15 protein-coding genes are annotated in these 16,831 nt (G+C 69.6%); 10 read left to right on the forward strand and 5 right to left on the reverse strand.

The genetic code is table 11. The features are described 5' to 3' along the window. Window positions 1-188 precede the first annotated feature (188 nt). A complete protein-coding gene (clpX, locus tag MRBLMX7_RS17535; protein WP_050723803.1) occupies window positions 189-1,457 on the forward strand; it encodes an ATP-dependent Clp protease ATP-binding subunit ClpX in 1,269 nt (422 codons plus the stop codon). A 2-nt stretch (window positions 1,458-1,459) separates the two neighbouring features. Continuing rightward, the gene (locus MRBLMX7_RS17540) at window positions 1,460-1,990 is read left to right on the forward strand and encodes an NUDIX hydrolase (protein WP_363370432.1); all 531 of its coding nucleotides are present in this window, start codon (window positions 1,460-1,462) and stop codon (window positions 1,988-1,990) included. Here MRBLMX7_RS17540 and MRBLMX7_RS17545 read toward each other — a convergent pair. Together MRBLMX7_RS17545 and MRBLMX7_RS17550 are read right to left on the reverse strand one after the other, a co-directional pair. Beyond that, window positions 1,980-4,031 carry a M3 family metallopeptidase gene (locus tag MRBLMX7_RS17545; protein WP_363370434.1) on the reverse strand — a complete coding sequence of 684 codons (2,052 nt, stop codon included), beginning with the start codon at window positions 4,029-4,031 and terminating at the stop codon, window positions 1,980-1,982. The genes MRBLMX7_RS17540 and MRBLMX7_RS17545 overlap by 11 nt on opposite strands. Next, window positions 4,028-4,936 (reverse strand): LysR family transcriptional regulator, encoded by a 909-nt coding sequence (locus MRBLMX7_RS17550; RefSeq protein ID WP_363370435.1) that lies wholly within the window; start codon window positions 4,934-4,936, stop codon window positions 4,028-4,030. The genes MRBLMX7_RS17545 and MRBLMX7_RS17550 overlap by 4 nt, the downstream gene beginning before the upstream one ends. An 81-nt stretch (window positions 4,937-5,017) precedes the next feature. Here MRBLMX7_RS17550 and tdh point away from each other — a divergent pair, with 81 nt between their 5' ends. The 4 genes from tdh to MRBLMX7_RS17570 all read left to right on the forward strand — a co-directional run bounded on the left by tdh (window position 5,018) and on the right by MRBLMX7_RS17570 (window position 8,126). After that, window positions 5,018-6,061, forward strand: a complete 1,044-nt coding sequence (gene tdh / locus MRBLMX7_RS17555; protein WP_363370437.1) for an L-threonine 3-dehydrogenase — start codon at window positions 5,018-5,020, stop codon at window positions 6,059-6,061. After that, entirely contained in the window at window positions 6,061-7,239 is a 1,179-nt protein-coding gene (locus tag MRBLMX7_RS17560) for a glycine C-acetyltransferase (RefSeq protein WP_363370439.1), read from the forward strand. The genes tdh and MRBLMX7_RS17560 overlap by 1 nt, the downstream gene beginning before the upstream one ends. 75 nt (window positions 7,240-7,314) lie before the next feature. Then, complete coding sequence (locus tag MRBLMX7_RS17565; protein WP_363370441.1) at window positions 7,315-7,911, forward strand: ArsR/SmtB family transcription factor; 597 nt, start codon at window positions 7,315-7,317, stop codon at window positions 7,909-7,911. Continuing rightward, window positions 7,908-8,126, forward strand: a complete 219-nt coding sequence (locus tag MRBLMX7_RS17570) for a hypothetical protein (RefSeq protein WP_363370443.1) — start codon at window positions 7,908-7,910, stop codon at window positions 8,124-8,126. The genes MRBLMX7_RS17565 and MRBLMX7_RS17570 overlap by 4 nt, the downstream gene beginning before the upstream one ends. Here MRBLMX7_RS17570 and MRBLMX7_RS17575 read toward each other — a convergent pair. Both MRBLMX7_RS17575 and valS read right to left on the reverse strand, forming a co-directional pair. Next, window positions 8,123-8,338 (reverse strand): hypothetical protein, encoded by a 216-nt coding sequence (locus tag MRBLMX7_RS17575; protein WP_363370445.1) that lies wholly within the window; start codon window positions 8,336-8,338, stop codon window positions 8,123-8,125. The two genes, MRBLMX7_RS17570 and MRBLMX7_RS17575, sit on opposite strands and share 4 nt — an antisense overlap. Beyond that, window positions 8,338-10,947 carry a valine--tRNA ligase gene (valS, locus tag MRBLMX7_RS17580; protein WP_363370447.1) on the reverse strand — a complete coding sequence of 870 codons (2,610 nt, stop codon included), beginning with the start codon at window positions 10,945-10,947 and terminating at the stop codon, window positions 8,338-8,340. Before valS ends, MRBLMX7_RS17575 begins: the two co-directional genes overlap by 1 nt. Before the next feature lie 179 nt (window positions 10,948-11,126). Between valS and MRBLMX7_RS17585 the strand changes: the two genes are divergently transcribed. The 4 genes from MRBLMX7_RS17585 to MRBLMX7_RS17600 are packed head-to-tail and all read left to right on the forward strand — an operon-like array spanning window position 11,127 to window position 16,029. Further along, complete coding sequence (locus MRBLMX7_RS17585; protein ID WP_363370449.1) at window positions 11,127-12,737, forward strand: ABC transporter substrate-binding protein; 1,611 nt, start codon at window positions 11,127-11,129, stop codon at window positions 12,735-12,737. Window positions 12,738-12,770: 33 nt separating this feature from the next. Then, window positions 12,771-13,712: an ABC transporter permease gene (locus MRBLMX7_RS17590; RefSeq protein WP_363370451.1), complete on the forward strand. Its 942-nt coding sequence runs from the start codon at window positions 12,771-12,773 to the stop codon at window positions 13,710-13,712. Further along, window positions 13,709-14,521, forward strand: a complete 813-nt coding sequence (locus tag MRBLMX7_RS17595; RefSeq protein ID WP_363370453.1) for an ABC transporter permease — start codon at window positions 13,709-13,711, stop codon at window positions 14,519-14,521. The genes MRBLMX7_RS17590 and MRBLMX7_RS17595 overlap by 4 nt, the downstream gene beginning before the upstream one ends. After that, window positions 14,518-16,029, forward strand: a complete 1,512-nt coding sequence (locus MRBLMX7_RS17600) for an ABC transporter ATP-binding protein (RefSeq protein WP_363370454.1) — start codon at window positions 14,518-14,520, stop codon at window positions 16,027-16,029. The genes MRBLMX7_RS17595 and MRBLMX7_RS17600 overlap by 4 nt, the downstream gene beginning before the upstream one ends. A 10-nt stretch (window positions 16,030-16,039) precedes the next feature. Here MRBLMX7_RS17600 and MRBLMX7_RS17605 read toward each other — a convergent pair whose 3' ends face one another. Further along, complete coding sequence (locus MRBLMX7_RS17605) at window positions 16,040-16,690, reverse strand: pentapeptide repeat-containing protein (protein ID WP_363370456.1); 651 nt, start codon at window positions 16,688-16,690, stop codon at window positions 16,040-16,042. Window positions 16,691-16,831 lie beyond the last annotated feature (141 nt).

Raw genomic sequence — 16,831 nt, forward strand, 5'->3', positions numbered from 1 at the left:
CCCCTGCCGGGCTGCGGAGCCCCTGCTCATTCACGTGACTGAGCAGGGGCTTCGTCGATCATCAGGGGCGTCGCGGAGCGGATGCTGGTGGGAGCGAGTCCAGGACGCTTCCGCGCCAATGCGCCCTGCTGTCCGACGCACCGGTTAGGCTCAGTAGACGATCTCTGGATCCCTCGAGGAGGACGCGCATGGCCCGTATCGGTGAAAGCGCTGACCTGTTCAAGTGCTCGTTCTGCGGAAAGAGCCAGAAGCAGGTGCAGCAGCTCATCGCTGGCCCCGGTGTGTACATCTGCGACGAGTGCGTCGAGCTGTGCAACGAGATCATCGAAGAGCGCATGGCCGAATCGTCCGCTGAGGGCACCGCGGACTTCGAGCTGCCGAAGCCCCGCGAGATCTTCACGTTCCTCGAGGAGTACGTCGTCGGACAGGAGCCCGCCAAGCGCGCGCTGGCCGTCGCGGTCTACAACCACTACAAGCGCATCCGCGCGCATGGCACCCTGCAGCCCGCAGAGCAGAAGGCCGAGAGCGTCGAGATCGCCAAGAGCAACATCCTGCTGATCGGTCCCACCGGCTGCGGCAAGACCTACCTGGCGCAGACGCTCGCCAAGCGACTCAACGTCCCGTTCGCGGTCGCCGACGCCACAGCGCTCACAGAGGCGGGCTATGTCGGCGAGGATGTCGAGAACATCCTCCTCAAGCTCATCCAGGCGGCGGACTACGACGTCAAGCGCGCCGAGCAGGGCATCATCTACATCGACGAGGTCGACAAGATCGCCCGCAAGGCCGAGAACCCCTCGATCACGCGCGACGTGTCGGGCGAAGGCGTGCAGCAGGCCCTGCTGAAGATCATCGAGGGCACGGTCGCCTCCGTGCCGCCGCAGGGCGGACGCAAGCACCCGCACCAGGAGTTCCTGCAGATCGACACCTCGAACGTCCTGTTCATCGTCGCCGGCGCCTTCGCCGGTCTCGAGGACATCGTGTCGGCCCGCGTCGGCAAGCACGGCATCGGCTTCGGCGCGCCCTTGCACGACAAGGGCAAGGACCTCGACCTCTTCAGCGAGGTGCTGCCGGAGGACCTGCACAAGTTCGGCCTGATCCCCGAGTTCATCGGCCGTCTCCCCGTCGTGACGAACGTCTCGCCGCTCGACCAGGACGCACTCATCGACATCCTCACCGGTCCGCGCAACGCGCTCGTGAAGCAATATCAGCGGATGTTCGAGCTCGACGGTGTGGAGCTCGAGTTCGAAGACGAGGCGCTCCGATCCATCGCCGACCTCGCCGTCGAGCGCAAGACCGGCGCCCGCGGTCTCCGCGCGATCCTCGAGGACGTGCTCGGACCGATCATGTTCGAGATCCCCTCCGCCGAGGACGTCGCGAAGGTCATCGTGACCCGTGCGGCCGTCGACGAGGGCGCGCCGCCGACCATCGTGATGGAGCGCAAGCGCAAGAGCGCCTGATCATGCGACCCGAGCCGTGGGAGGTCGTCTCCCGGCGGATCCTCGTGGACGATCGCTGGTTGCGGCTCCGTGCCGACGACTGCCGCACGATCGACGGCCGGTCGATCGCCCCGTACTACGTGCTCGAGTACGGCGACTGGGTGTCGGTGCTTGCTCTCGATACCGGCGGCCGCGCGATCCTCGTCGACGAGTACCGGCATGGAGCCGGCGTCATCGCGCTCGGGACCATCGGCGGCGGTGTCGCCGCAGGGGAGGACCCGCACGACGCCGCTGCGCGAGAGCTGCGCGAGGAGACCGGATACGCGCCGGAGGAACTCATCGACCTCGGCGCGACCTGGGCGAACTTCGGCTCGCACACCAATCGCGTGCACCACTTCCTCGCGCGGGGATGCCGTCGCGTCAGCGACCCGTCACCGGACGAGAACGAGACGATCGCCGTGCAGATCCTGCCCTTCGAGTCGCTCGGGGAGCAGCTGCGCCAGAGCTACCACCAGCTCACCTGGTACAAGGCCAGGGAATGGCTCAGCTCGTGAGTCCCCGCCGTTTCAGGAGCGGCTCGATCTCGGCATCCCGGCCGCGGAAGTCACGGTAGGCCTCGAGCGGATCCTTCGAACCGCCCACGCCCAGCAGTCTCTCGCGGAAGCGGTCGCCGTTCTCGCGGGTGAGCCCGCCGTTCTCGCGGAACCACTCGACCGTGTCGGCGTCGAGCACCTCGCTCCAGATGTACGAGTAGTAGCCCGCGCTGTAGCCGCCCGAGAACACGTGGGCGAAGTACGCCGAGGAATAGCGGGTCGGCACGGCCGGCTCGTCGAGGCCGATGTCGGCGAGGGCAGCAGCCTCGAACGCTGCCACGTCGCCGGGTTCCGCATCGACGCCGACCCGATGCCAGGCCTGGTCGAGCCACGCGGCGGCGAGGTACTCGCTCGTCGCGTGTCCCTGGTCGAAGGTCTCGGTGGCGCGGAGTCTCTCGATGATCGCGGGGTCGAGCGGCTCGCCCGTCACATGGTGCCGCGCGTAGTCGTCGAGCACCTCGGGCCACAGGATCCACATCTCGTTGACCTGGCTCGGGAACTCCACGAAGTCACGGAACACGTTCGTGCCCGAGAAGTGCGGGTAGGTCACGACGGCGAACAGGCCGTGCAGGGCGTGCCCGAACTCGTGGAACAGCGTCGTCACCTCGTCGAGGGTGAGCAGGGTCGGCTCCCCGTCGCCGGGCAGTGCCACGTTGAGGTTGTTCACGACCACGGGCGCTGTGCCGCGGAGCCTCGACTGGCTGACGATCGGGTTCATCCACGCGCCGCCGCGCTTGGAGTCGCGCGTGTAGAGGTCGAGCACGTATAGTCCGAGCGCCGAGCCGTCGGCGTTGCTCACCTCGAACACCCGCGCGCCCGGATGATAGGCGACGAGGTCGTGGCGTTCCGAGAACGTGATGCCGTACAGCCGCGTGGCCGCCGAGAAGACGCCGTCCTGCAGCACCCGCTCCGCCTCGAACCAGGGGCGCAGGGCCGCGGTGTCGATGTCATAGCGCGCCGCGCGGACCTTCTCGGTGTAGAACGCCCAGTCGTGGGCCTCGACCGTGAACGGCTCCGCCTCGAGCTCGTCGACGATCTCCTGCAGGGCGGCTTTCTCCGCCGCCGTGTTCCGGGCGGCCGGCGCGGCCAGTCGGCGCAGCATCCGCTCCACCGCTTCGGGAGTTCCCGCCGTCTCGTCGGCCGTCACATACGCGGCGTGCGAGGGGTAGCCGAGCAGCGCGGCGCGCTCGGCGCGGAGCCGAACGATGTCGGCGAGGACGGCGCGGTTGTCGTTCGCGTTTCCGCGGGAGGCGCGGCTGCGCGATGCCTGCATGATGCGTCGCCGTGATTCGCGGTCGCTCAACTGCGCGAGGTAAGGGTGTCCCGTGAACAGCGGGAGGGTGACGAGGTAGCGCCCGTCGAGTCCGCGCTCCTGCGCGGCGCGGGCGGCGGCCGACAGCTCGCCACTGCCCAGCCCCGCGAGCTCCTCGGCTGAGTCGAACACCACCGCGAGGTCGTTCGTGTCGTTCAGCAGGTTCCGTTCGAACGTGGTGCTCAGCGTCGACAGCTGCTGGTTCAGGAGCGTGAGGTGGGCCTTGGCCTCGTCGTCGAGGGCCGCCCCCGCGTGGGTCATCTCGCGATGGTGCCGTTCGACGAGGTATCGCTGCTCGGCGTCGAGGTCGAGATCGGCGAGCTGAGCGTGCACCTGCTGCACCCGCCAGTACAGCGCGCCGTCGAGCGTCACCGCATCCTGATGAGCGGCCATGAGCGGCGCCAGCTCCTCGTCGATCGCCTGGATCTCGGCCGTCGCATCCGCGGAGCTCACGGTGTAGAACGCGTGAGACACTCGGTCCAGCAGCTCGGCGGAGCGCTCGAGCGCCTCGATCGTGTTCTCGAACGTCGGCATCGACCGCACCATCGTGATGCGCGAGATCTCCGAGCGGTGCTCCTCGAACGCGGTCCGGAACGCGGGCAGGTAGTGCTCGGGACGGATGCGGGAGTAGTCGGGGAGTCCGTAGGGGAGCGTCGACGGCTGGAGCAGCGGATTGGTGTCGTCGGTCATCCCCTGAGCCTAGCCATGACGCGTCCGAGAGCGTCGATGACGAGGCGCACGGAGCGGCGGCGCAGGTTCTCGGGTCGGGCGAGCACGTCGATGAGGCGGTGCGTCGACACGCCGCGCAGCGGCAGCCGCACGATCTCGTCGTCGTCGACCGTGCGCGAGGTGTAGCGCGGCAGCATCCCGATGACGTCCCCGCCGGCCACGATCGCGGCGACCGCGCCGTAGTCGTTGATGCGGTGCCGGATCTCCACCGGTCTCCCGGCGACCGCCGCGACCGCGCCGAGCACGTCGTCGGGGGAGTATCCGGCCCGGCTCGTGACCCACGGCCCGTCGACGACGTCGGCCGGGGTCACCCGCGACCTCGACGCGAGCGGATGCGTGCAGGCGACGGCGACGTCGAGCGGTTCCTTCGCGAGCGTGAGGCTGCGCACTCCTTGCGTCGGCCAGGGCGTCGAGTGCTCCATGCGATGCGCCAGCACGAGGTCGTACCGCGCGGTGAGGCCGGGGAACTCGCTCTGGGCGACATCCTCGTCGGTGAGCTGGACGGTCGGGGCCTCCTCCGAGACGGACAGCTCGCGGATCAGCTCGCCGAACAGCGCCTGGCCGACGCTGTGGAAGCCGCTGATGGTGACCACGGCCGATGCGGTTCCCTCGAAGTCGTCGATCGCGCTCCGCGCGGCGGCGACCGCGTCGATCGCCTCGGCGCCGGCGGCGGCGAGCACTTCGCCGGCGGCGGTGAGAGCGAGGCGGCGACCGTCCTTGCGGGTGAGCGGGGTGCGGAACCCGCGCTGCAGTGCGGACAGTTGCTGCGATACGGCCGAAGGGGTCACGCCGAGGGTGTCAGCGACGGCGGCCACACTGCCCAGCGCGCCGAGTTCGCGCAGGATCTGCAACTGATGGATCTCCATTCCCACACATTAGCCTTGTCTACATCATCTGTGCAGAAGGGTGGCCTTGTTCTACATGGTCATGTGCGGTGGGATCGAGGCATGAGGGCACTGTTCAAAGCCGAACGCGCAGCCGGACTCGAAATGGTCGAGCGGCCGGATCCGGTCGCCGCCGCCGACGAGGTCGTGATCCGCGTGCTCCGCACCGGCATCTGCGGCACCGACCTGCACATCCGCCGGTGGGACGAGTGGGCCGCGTCCGCGATCGACGCGCCCCTGATCCCCGGCCACGAGTTCTACGGCGAGGTCGTCGAGGTCGGCCCCCTCGTGCACGACATCTCCGTGGGTGACAGGGTCTCGGGTGAGGGCCACATCGTGTGCGGGACCTGTCGAAACTGCCGCGCCGGCCGGCGGCAGATGTGCATCCGCACGATCGGACTCGGGCTGCAGCGTGACGGCGCGTTCGCCGAGTTCCTTGCCCTCCCGGCGACGAACGTCTGGGTGCACCACGCCGACGTCAGTCCCGAGCTCGGTGCGATCTTCGACCCCCTCGGCAACGCCGTGCACACTGCGCTCACGTACCCGCTCGTGGGGGAGGACGTGCTCGTGACGGGATGCGGTCCGATCGGCCTCATGGCGATCGCGGTGGCCCGTCACGCCGGGGCGCGGTTCATCACGGCGACCGACGTCAGTGCGCCGCGGCTCGAGATGGCGACGCTCATGGGCGCCGACCAGGTCGTCGACGTGTCGAAACGGGAAGTGCGCGAAGCGCAGCGGGTGCTCGGGATGCGAGAGGGCTTCGACATCGGCTTCGAGATGAGCGGTGCTCCGTCGGCGCTCCCCGCCATGATCGAGAACATGAACCACGGCGGACGCATCGCGATGCTCGGACTCCCGACGTCGGGATTCGAGATCGACTGGGGCAAACTCGTGACGCACATGCTGACCATCAAGGGGATCTACGGGCGCGAGATGTTCGAGACCTGGAATGCGATGGGCGCGATGCTGCAGACGAGCGCGACGCTGCGCGCGTCGATCGGCCGCGTGATCGCGGAGGTGCTCCCGGCGAGGGAGTGGGAGCGCGGATTCGCGGCGGCGGAGTCCGCCGGCACGGGAAAGATCATCCTCGATTGGACGGAGCTGTGATGTACGGGACTTTTCAGACGCATGTGGCCGCGGAACTCGCCGGGATCGAGGAGGCGGGACTGACGAAACGTGAGCGCGGCATCCGCGGTCCGCAGAGCGCCGAGATCACCGCCGACGGCGCCGAGGTGCTGAATTTCTGCGCCAACAACTACCTCGGCCTCGCGGACGACGTGCGCATCAGGGACGCCGCGAAGAGCGCGCTGGACGAGTGGGGCTACGGTCTCGCGAGCGTGCGGTTCATCTGCGGCACCCAGGAGCAGCACCTCGAGCTGGAGCGTCGGCTCGCCGGCTTCCTCGGCACGGATGACGCGATCCTCTACTCCTCGTGCTTCGATGCCAACGGCGGGGTCTTCGAGACGCTGTTCGGCGCGGAGGACGCCATCATCTCGGACGAGCTGAACCACGCGTCGATCATCGACGGCATCCGACTCTCCAAGGCGCGACGCCTGCGGTACCGCAACCGGGACATGGCCGACCTGGAGGAGCAGCTGAAGGCGGCATCCGATGCGCGCTTCCGCGTGGTGGTGACGGACGGTGTCTTCTCGATGGATGGCTACATCGCGCCGCTCGCGGAGATCTGCGATCTGGCGGAGCGCTACGACGCCCTGGTGTTCGTCGACGACTCGCACGCCGTGGGCTTCGTGGGGGAGCACGGACGGGGGACGCCCGAGCTGTGCGGGGTCGCCGACCGCGTGGACATCTACACGGGGACGTTCGGGAAGGCCCTCGGCGGGGCGTCCGGCGGATACGTCGCCTCGCATGCCGCCATCGTCGCCCTGCTGCGTCAGCGTTCGCGCCCGTACCTGTTCTCCAACACGCTGGCGCCATCGATCGTCGCGGGGACCCTCACCGCTCTCGATCTCGTGGAGGGCTCGGCCGACCTGCGGGCGCGGCTGCGCGAGAACGCGGCGCTGTTCCGCGAGCGCATGACGGCCGAGGGCTTCGAGCTGCTTCCGGGAGAGCACCCGATCGTGCCGGTGATGTTCGGAGACGCCGCGGTGACGGCCAGGATCGCGAGCGAGATGCAGAAGCACGGCGTCTATGTCACGGCGTTCAGCTTTCCCGTCGTGCCCCGCGGCCTCGCGCGCATCCGGGTGCAGCTCTCGGCGGCTCATACGCCCGAGCAGGTGGAGCGCTGCGTGGCGGCGTTCGTGGCCGCGCGCGCTGCTGTCTCCTGAAGACCCCGGGAGTACAGAGAAGTCTTTGCAAAGAAAAACTTGCAAAGAAAGATTTGCAAGAGTATCTTTGCATGCATGACGAACACACGGGAGTCCCGCAGCCTGGATGCCGGAGCGCTCAAGGCGCTCGCGCATCCGCTGCGCGTGCGCATCTTCGACCTGCTCAGCGAGCGAGGCCCGCAGACCGCGAGCACGCTCGCTGCACTGGTCGGCGAGACCTCCGGGTCGATGAGCTACCACCTGCGCGCCCTCGCGGCGCACGACCTCATCCACGAGGTCGAGGGGAGGGGGACGGCGCGCGAGCGCTGGTGGGAGCGCCCCAAGGGGCGGATCGATCTGCCAGGACCCGACGACAGCATGACGCCCTCGAACAGGGCGTCGGCGCAGATCGTCACCGCCGAGTTCTTCCGTCTGCGGCACGAGACCCTGATGGCCTACCTCAATCGCGCCGAGTCGGAGATCCCGGAGGAATGGCGCGACGCGGGCATCGTCATGACGACCTACCTCGACCTCACGGTCGAGCAGATGGCCGAGCTCAAGGCCGAACTCACCGAGGTCGTGGACCGCGTGGTCGAGCGGTACCAGGGACAGTCCGGTCCCGATGTGCGGCGCGTATCCCTGCGCGCCGAGCTCTTCGATCTGCCCACCGACGTACGTACGGAGGAATCATGACCAGTGCAGCGCTCCACCTCACGGCCCCGACCCTCGTCGAGCGCCGACTGCTGAACGTCGCGACGCATCTGACGGCCTTCGTGGAGCGCCGGATCGCGGCTCGCGCCGAGCGGCGTGAGGTCGCCAACGATCTGCTCCGCGAGCAGCAGGCGCGCAGGCAGGATCCGCGTGCCGTCGAGCACCTGCTCGCGCAGATGGGCGTTCCGCGCCGCTAGTCCTCGAAGGGCCGCACGACGACCTCGCCGGACGCGGTCTGCACGACCTCCCAGCCGGCGTCGAGCTCGGCGATCGCCCGGCCTTCGAGCCAGGTCAGCGTCCAATGGCCGACCAGTCCCTGGCCCTCGACCTCGGCGATCGCCGGTCGCAGCGCCGCCGGGACGGATGCCGGTGCGGCCGAACCCGTCGCCCAGCGCGTACCCAGCTGCATCATGCCCCCTCGACCGGAGCGAGCAGGATCTCCGTCACGGCGAAGTCCTCCGCCTCGACGAACTCGAGTTCGGCGATCCTTCCCACGGCACGCAGGTCGTCTGCTGCGGCGCGCAGTGCCTCGAGCTTTCCGGCGGGTGCGGAGATCGTGGCGTGCGAGACCGGCGTCTTCTGCGAGGCCTTGGCCTCGGTCTTGGCGCGACGGATGCCGATCAGGGCCTCGCTGGCGACGGCGAGGACCGCGGTGTCGCCAGCGATCGACAGCGGCTCGGGCCACGACGCGGTGTGCACGGAGCCCTCCTCGAACCACGACCACACCTCTTCGGTCGCGAAGGAGATCACCGGGGCGAGCAGACGCAGCAGCGTCGAGAGCGCCAGGCGCAGGGCGAGTGCGGCCGAGGCCTGGCCCACGTTCGTCTGGTCGTAGGCGCGCTCCTTGACGAGTTCGAGATAGTCGTCGCAGAACGTCCAGAAGAACGCCTCGGTGACCTCGAGCGCCTTTGCCTGGTCGTAGCTCTCGAACGCCTTCGTCGCCTCCACCACGACGGCGTCGAGGGCAGTGAGCATCGACGCGTCGAGCGCGTGCGTGACCTGCGCGCCCTCGGGCACGGGGAACGACAGCACGAACTTCGCCGCGTTCAGGACCTTGATGGCCAGACGGCGGCCGATCTTCACCTGCGTGGGGTTCTGCGGGTCGAAGGCCGCATCCATGCCGAGACGGCTCGAGGCCGCCCAGTAGCGAACGGCATCCGATCCATGGGCGTCGAGGATGTCGGCCGGAGTCACGACGTTGCCCTTGGACTTCGACATCTTCTTGCGGTCGGGGTCGACGATGAAGCCGGAGATCGCGGCGTTGCGCCACGGAGTCCGACCGTCTTCCAGCGTCGAGCGCAGCATGGTCGAGAACAGCCAGGTGCGGATGATGTCCTGGCCCTGCGGACGCAGGTCGAACGGGGCGGTGAGGGACCACAGCTCCTCGTCGCGCTGCCATCCGCCCGCGAGCTGCGGGGTGAGGGACGACGTGGCCCAGGTGTCGAGGATGTCGGCCTCGGCGTCGAACCCGCCGGGCACGCCGCGCTGGTCCTCGGTGTACCCCGCGGGCACGTCGGTCGTGGGGTCGATCGGCAGGGCGGCGTGGTCGGGCGCGAGCACGCGGTCGTAGTCGCGCTCGCCGTTCTCGTCGAGGCCGTACCAGAGGGGGATCGGCACGCCGAAGAAGCGCTGGCGGGACACCAGCCAGTCACCGGTCAGGCCACCCACCCAGTTCTCGTAGCGCACGCGCATGAAGTCGGGGTGCCAGGAGAGCTCGGAGCCGTGCGCGAGCAGCTGGTCGCGCAGCTCGCCGTCGCGGGCGCCGTTGCGGATGTACCACTGACGCGTCGACACGATCTCGAGCGGGCGGTCGCCCTTCTCGAAGAACTTCACGGCGTGGTTGAACGGCTTGCCGACGGCCGTCATGTCGCCGGTCTCCTGCAGCTTCTCGACGATGGCCTTGCGCGCCGAGAACACGGTCTTGCCGGCGAGCTCGGTCTGGTACCAGTCGATCGCCGCAGAGTCCGTCACGATCGACGGCGCGGTCGGGAGGAAGCGTCCGTCGAGACCGATGGTCGTCATGTTGGGAAGGTCGCGGCCGTCGGCCGTGCGCAGCTCGCGCCACCAGATGATGTCGGTCACGTCGCCGAAGGTGCAGACCATGGCCGCTCCCGTGCCCTTGTCGGGCTGGGCGAGGTGGTGCCCGTGGATCTCGATCTCGGCGCCGAAGAAGGGCGTCTTCACCTTGGTGCCGATCAGGTGCTTGTGCGGACCCTCGGGGTGCGTCACGATCGCGATGCAGGCAGGGAGCAGCTCCGGGCGGGTGGTCTCGATCGTGATCGCGCCTGACCCGTCCGCGAACGGGAAGTCGATCGTGTGGTACGCGGCCTGCTGGTCGCGATCCTCGAGCTCCGCCTGGGCGATCGCAGAACGGAAGTCGATGTCCCACAGGGTGGGTGCGAGCGACTGGTAGGCCTCCCCGCGCTCGAGATTGCGGAGGAACGCGAGCTGGCTCTGACGGATCGTGTCGTCGAAGATCGTGCGGTAGGTCTGCGTCCAGTCGACCGAGAGGCCCAGCTGGCGGAACAGCGCCTCGAACTGCTTCTCGTCCTCGACGGTCAGTCGCTCGCACAGCTCGATGAAGTTGCGGCGACTGATGGGCTTCTGGTCCGCGGCACGGCTCGACTTGTTGTCACCGCCCTCGAACGGGGGAGCGAAGTCCGCCTCATAGGGGAGCGACGGGTCGCAGCGCACACCGTAATAGTTCTGCACGCGACGCTCGGTCGGCAGGCCGTTGTCGTCCCAGCCCATCGGGTAGAACACGGTCTTGCCGCGCATGCGCTCGTAGCGCGCCTTGACATCGGTGTGGGTGTAGGAGAACACATGGCCGATGTGCAGGCTGCCGGATGCCGTAGGCGGAGGCGTATCGATCGAGTAGACGCCGTCGCGGCCGGACTGCGCGGCGCGGATGCGGTCGAACAGGTACGTGCCCCGCTCGGACCAGGACTCGCCCCACTTCGCTTCGAGGCCTTCCAGCGCGGGCTTGTCAGGGATCTGAGAGTGTGCGGACGCGGCCATGAGGTCTCCTCGAGCGATGTATGCGGCACTGTGTGAGCGTGCCTGAGTGTGGGTTGTGCCTCCAGTGTACCGAGAGCCGCGCGGCGGACGCCCGGGAACCGATCCCGTCGCAGATCGACCCGGTCCAAGAATCCGCTCTAGACTGGCCTCATCCCGACCCGTTCTTCCGAGGAATAGTCATGCCCGCACACTCCGCACGCCGCGTCCTCCCGCTCGTGGCGCTCGCCGCCGTCTCGGCGCTCGCGCTCAGCGCCTGCACCGCATCCTCCTCCGACGCCGAGGGCGGAGAGCTCGTGTGGTCGATCGAGGGCGCGAACCTCGCAGCCGGGCACATGGACCCCCAGGTGAGCCAGCTCGACGTGTCGGGCATGGTGCAGCGCGCGGTGCTCGACTCCCTCGTCTTCCAGGAGGAGGACGGCTCCTTCACCCCGTGGCTCGCGACGGACTGGGAGGTGTCGCCGGACAGCACGGAGTACACGTTCACGCTGCGGGACGACGTGACGTTCACGGACGGGGAGCCCTTCGACGCCGCCGCCGTGAAGGCGAACTTCGACCGGATCGTCGACCCCGAGACCGAGTCGGCGCAGGCCGCGAGCATGCTCGGCGCGGACTTCTACGAGGGCACCGAGGTCATCGACGACCACACCGTGAAGGTGTCGTTCACGCAGCCGTACGCCCCGTTCCTGCAGGCGGCGAGCACCCCGCAGCTCGGCTTCTACTCCCCGGCGGTGCTCGCTGAGTCGGCGGATCAGCTGAAGGCCGGCGGCCCCGGCATCACGGTCGGCACCGGGCCGTACGAGCTCACCGAGTACACGCCCGACCAGGAGATCGTCTACACGCGCAACGACGACTACGCGTGGGGCCCGCACGGCGAGACGGCGCCGAAGGTCGAGACTCTCCGCGTCGAGATCCAGCCCGAGGCGTCCGTGCGCGCCGGAGTGGTCCAGAGCAGCGAGGCCGACATCGCCAGCAACATCCCGCCGAACCTCGCGGGCGACCTGGGCGACGACGTGACGGTCGACTCCGTCGAGTACCCGGGGCTCCCGTACTCGCTGTACCTGAACGAGAAGTACGGCGTGTTCGCCGATGAGAGGGTGCGACAGGCGTTCGCACGCGGCATCGACGTCGACGCCGCGGTGGAGGAGATCTTCTTCGACCAGTTCCCGCGCGCGTGGTCGATCCTCGGCCCGACCACGCCCGGCTACGATGCCGCGCTCGAGGACAGCTGGCCGTTCGATCCGGCGGCGGCGAACGCCCTGCTGGATGAGGCCGGGTGGACCGAGCGCGACGCCGACGGCATCCGCATGAAGGACGGCCAGCCCCTCTCGGTGCGCTGGATCGCCTATACGCCTGTCCCCGACGACCGCGCAGCCCTCGCCAACGCGATCCAGTCCGACCTGAAGGCGATCGGCATCGACGTCGTGCGCGAGGTCCTCGAGCCCGGCGCCTACAACGAGCAGTACGGGCCCAAGACGTTCGACCTGACCGACTGGGGCTTCTCGGGCGTCGACCCCGATCTGCTGCGCAACCACCTGCACACCGACGGCTTCCAGAACGCCTCCCAGGTGTCGGACCCCGCCGTCGACACGCTGCTCGAGCAGGCCGTCGCGACGAGCGACCAGGCCCAGCGCGACGAGCTGTACACGCAGCTGCAGGAATGGAACGCGACGCACCAGGCGATCGTGCCGCTCTACGTGCCCTCCGCGATCACCGCGGTCGGCGACCGGGTCAGCGGCCTGGAGTACGACCTGTACGGCCGACCCCTGTTCTACGATGTGAGCATCGACTGATCACCCCCGGTCGTTGAGCGAGCGGAGCGAGACGTGAAGGCTGCGCTCATCCGCATCGCCGGTCTCGCGGCATCCGTCGTGGTGGTGCTCTGGGGAGCGGCGACTCTGGCGTTCCTCGCGTTCCGTGTGATCCCGGGCGATCCGGTGTCGGTCATGCTCGGCCCGCAGGCCCAGGTCAGCGAGGCCGTGAAGGACGGCATCCGCGCCGAGCTCGGGCTCGACCGGCCGCCGCTCGAGCAGTACCTGACGTTCATCGGGCAGCTCGCGCGCGGCGATCTCGGCGAGTCGTACCAGCTGCGGATGCCGGTCACGGAGGTCATCGGACGCCAGCTCGGCCCCACGCTGCAGCTCGCCGCACTCGCGCTACTGCTCGCGGTGGTGCTCGCCCTCGCGGTGGCGCTGCTCGTGCGCGGTCAGGCCGCGCGCACGGTCGCGGCGGGCATCGAGCTCGTGATCCTGTCGTCGCCGGTGTTCTGGATCGGGCTGATCCTCCTGAGCGTGTTCGCGTTCGGTCTCGGATGGTTCCCGGTGTCGGGGGCCCGCAACCCGGCGACGATCGTGCTCCCCGCGATCACACTCGCGCTGCCGGTCGCCGCCCTGCTCAGCCAGGTGCTCCGCGACGGACTGGCCCAGGCGGAGCGGATGCCGTTCGCCGATACCGTCCGCGCCCGGGGCGCGAGTCCGTCGTGGTTCACGCTGCGCCACGGTCTGCGTCACGGCGCCTCCGGCGCGCTCACCCTCGCCGCCTACCTCACGGGGTCCGTGCTCGGCGGTGCCGTGCTCGTGGAGACCGTCTTCGCGCGGGCCGGCCTCGGCCGCGTGACCCTCGCGGCGATCAGCAACCGTGACCTCCCGGTCATCACGGGCATCATCCTGCTCAGCGCGGTCGTGTTCGTGATCGTGAACCTCGTCGTCGAGCTCGTGCATCCGCTGCTGGATCCACGCCTGCGCGGTACGCGCGGAGGTGTCCGGTGAGGCGCGGGCAGAGCGTGCTGCTGTGGATCGCCGTGGGGGTGCTCGCGGTCCTCGCCGTGGTCGCCGTGTTCCCCGGGATGCTCGCGACGCACGACCCGCTGCAGACCGATGTGCGCTCGGCGCTGCTGCCGCCCAGCGGGGAGCACCTGTTCGGCACGGATCAGAGCGGCCGGGACGTGTACTCGCGGGTCGTGTTCGGCGCGGGGAGGTCGATCGGCATCGGCCTGCTCGCGACCGGGATCGCGCTCATCGCCGGTCTGATCGTCGGTGCACTGGCCGGTCTCGCACCGCGTCCGGTCGACACCGCCCTCATGCGGGTGAACGATGTGCTCATGGCGTTCCCCGAGTTCCTCGTCGCGCTCGTGGTCGTCGCCGTGCTCGGCCCCGGCCCCGTGAACATCGCGATCGCCGTCACCCTCGCCGCGGCGCCCGTGTACGTGCGGCTCGCCCGGGTGCAGACGCGCACCCTGCGCGTCGCCGAGCACGTCGAGGCCGCGCGGATCCTCGGCGTCCCTCCCTCGCAGGCGTTCGTCCGGCACGTGGTGCCCGGCGTGCTGGGATCGCTCAGCGTGCTCGCGACGATCGGCATCGGCTCCAGCATCCTCGCGGCCGCAGGTCTGAGCTTCCTCGGTCTCGGTCCCTCGGAGCCCACTCCCGAGTGGGGGCTGATGCTCGCGGGCGGGCGCAACGTGCTCGGTCAGGCGTGGTGGATCGCCGTCTTCCCTGGTATCGCGATCACCGTGACGGTCATCGCCGCGACGATCGTCGGGCGCGTGCTGCGCGCTCGTGCGGAAGGACGACACGCATGACCGCCGCGCTCGAGCTCGACGACCTCCGCATCGACTTCGGAGGCGAACCGGTCATCGACGGCGTCTCGCTGCACGTCGACCGTGGGGAGTGCGTCGCGATCGTGGGGGAGTCGGGCGCAGGCAAGACCCTCACCGCTCGTGCGCTTCTGGGACTCACACCGTCGGATGCGCGCGTGCGGCTCGCGCGCCTCCTCGTCGACGGCGCTGACGCCCGAGGGCTCGGCGAGCGAAAATGGCGTGCGCTGCGGGGTCGTCGGATCGCCCTGGTGGCGCAGGACGCGCTCGTCTCCCTCGACCCGCTGCAGCGCGTGGGGGCGGCTGTCGCCGAGCCGTTGCACCTGCACGGCACCGTGACCGGTCGGCCGGCCGTGCAGGAACGGGTGCGCGAACTGCTGCGGCGGGTGTGGATGCCCGACCCCGATCGTCGCGAGCGGCAGTACCCGCACGAGCTGTCCGGCGGGCTCCGCCAGCGGGCCCTCATCGCCTCGGCGCTCGCCGGCCAACCCGCGGTGCTCGTGGCCGATGAGCCGACGACCGCGCTCGACGCCACGGTGCAGGCGCGCATCCTCGCGCTGCTGCGGGACATCGCGGACGCCGGCACGGCTGTCGTCTTCATCAGCCATGACTTCGCCGCGGTGCGTCGCATCGCCGACCGCGTGATCGTGATGCGCGACGGCGTCGTCGTCGAGTCCGGCCCGGTCGAGGTCGTGCTCGGGGCGCCCCAGCACGACTACACGCGACAGCTCATCGCCGCCACGATCCACGAGCCGCGCGCGCCGCAGACCGCGACTGCGGAGCCGGTGCTCGTCGTCGCGGGAGCGACCCGACGCTACGGAGATCTGGTCGCGTTGTCGGACGCGTCGTTCACCGTGCCACAGGGCAGGACCGTGGGTGTGGTGGGGGAGTCCGGATCGGGGAAGACCACCCTCGCGCGCATGATCGTCGGCGTGGAAGCGCCCGACGAGGGTGCCCTGCGCTGGACGGGCGGGCGGCGGCGGGTGCAGCTCGTGCACCAGAACCCGCTCGGAGCCTTCGACCCGCGGTGGACCATCGGCCGCTCTCTGCGCGAGGGCCTCGCCGCGGGAGGGGTGCCGCGTGCGCATCGCGCCGCACGCGTCGCGGAGCTGCTGCGGGAGGTCGACCTCGACCCCGCGCTCGCCGCACGCCGACCGATCGCGCTCTCCGGCGGTCAGCGTCAGCGCGCGGCGATCGCCCGCGCGCTCGCCGCCGAACCCGAGATCCTCGTGCTCGACGAGCCTGTGTCGGCGCTCGACCCCTCGGTGCGTGAGAGGGTGCTCCGACTGCTTCTCCGCCTGCAGCGTGAGCGCCGCCTCACGATGGTGTTCGTGTCGCACGACCTCGACGTGGTCGGCGCGGTCGCCGACGAGGTCATCGTGATGCAGGACGGCGTGATCGTCGAGAAGGGCGCGGTGGGTGCCGTGTTCGCCGCACCGCAGCATCCGTTCACGCGCGAGCTCCTGGAGGCGAACGGCCCCATCGCACGCTGAGTGCGCGTTCTCAGTCGAGCACGTGGATGCCGATGCCTGCGGCAAGCACGGGGGCCAGCAGCTGGACCTGGAACGAGGAGAGCGTGGTGCCGCGCAGGCTGTTCGCATCGAGGAACGCGCCGGCGTCGAGTCCGCGCAGGTCGACGTGCGCGGCTCGCAGTCCGCGCGGATCGACCTCGTCGGTGCGCGTGTCCGCGAATCGCACCCGGGTCAGCTCGGCCTGGGGCATGTCGAGCGTGCGGATGGCGCAGTCGACGATCTCGACGTCCGTCGCCTTCGCGCCGCCGAGGTTCAGGTAGTCGATGCGCACGCCCCGCAGCTCGAGTTCGTCGATGCGCGCTCCGCTGAGGTCGAGAGTGCCGAGCCGGCCTCCCGTGACGCGGACGCGGCGGAGGTTCGCGTCGCGCACCCGCAGCGAGGCGATCCGCGCATCCGCGACCTCGACGTCGATCAGCGTCGCCCCTACGAGGTCTACCGCGTCGGCATCCGCCGCGATCGCGCACTGCTCGAGGGAGGAATGCGCCAGATCGACCGTGCCGTGGAGGTCGAGCTGCGACGCCAGCAGGTCGGCCCCGCGTGACGGCCGTGCGTCCTCGAGCCGCGGCGGCAGATCGGGAGGGGAGACGCGGGGAGCGACGAGGGAGTCGGATGCACGAGCCATGACTCGAGCGTAGGGGCGGGGTCCGACGCCGTGGCGCGGGTCCGCACCCGTGCCGCCGTCGCGCAGACGTCGGGGCCCGCGCGCCGGCGGTGGCGCCCGATGCGTACAATGGAGGCACGAGCATCGATCCGGCCATCACCG

It is taken from the genome of Microbacterium sp. LMX7-1.2 (genome assembly GCF_040675935.1).
Taxonomy (GTDB): domain Bacteria; phylum Actinomycetota; class Actinomycetes; order Actinomycetales; family Microbacteriaceae; genus Microbacterium.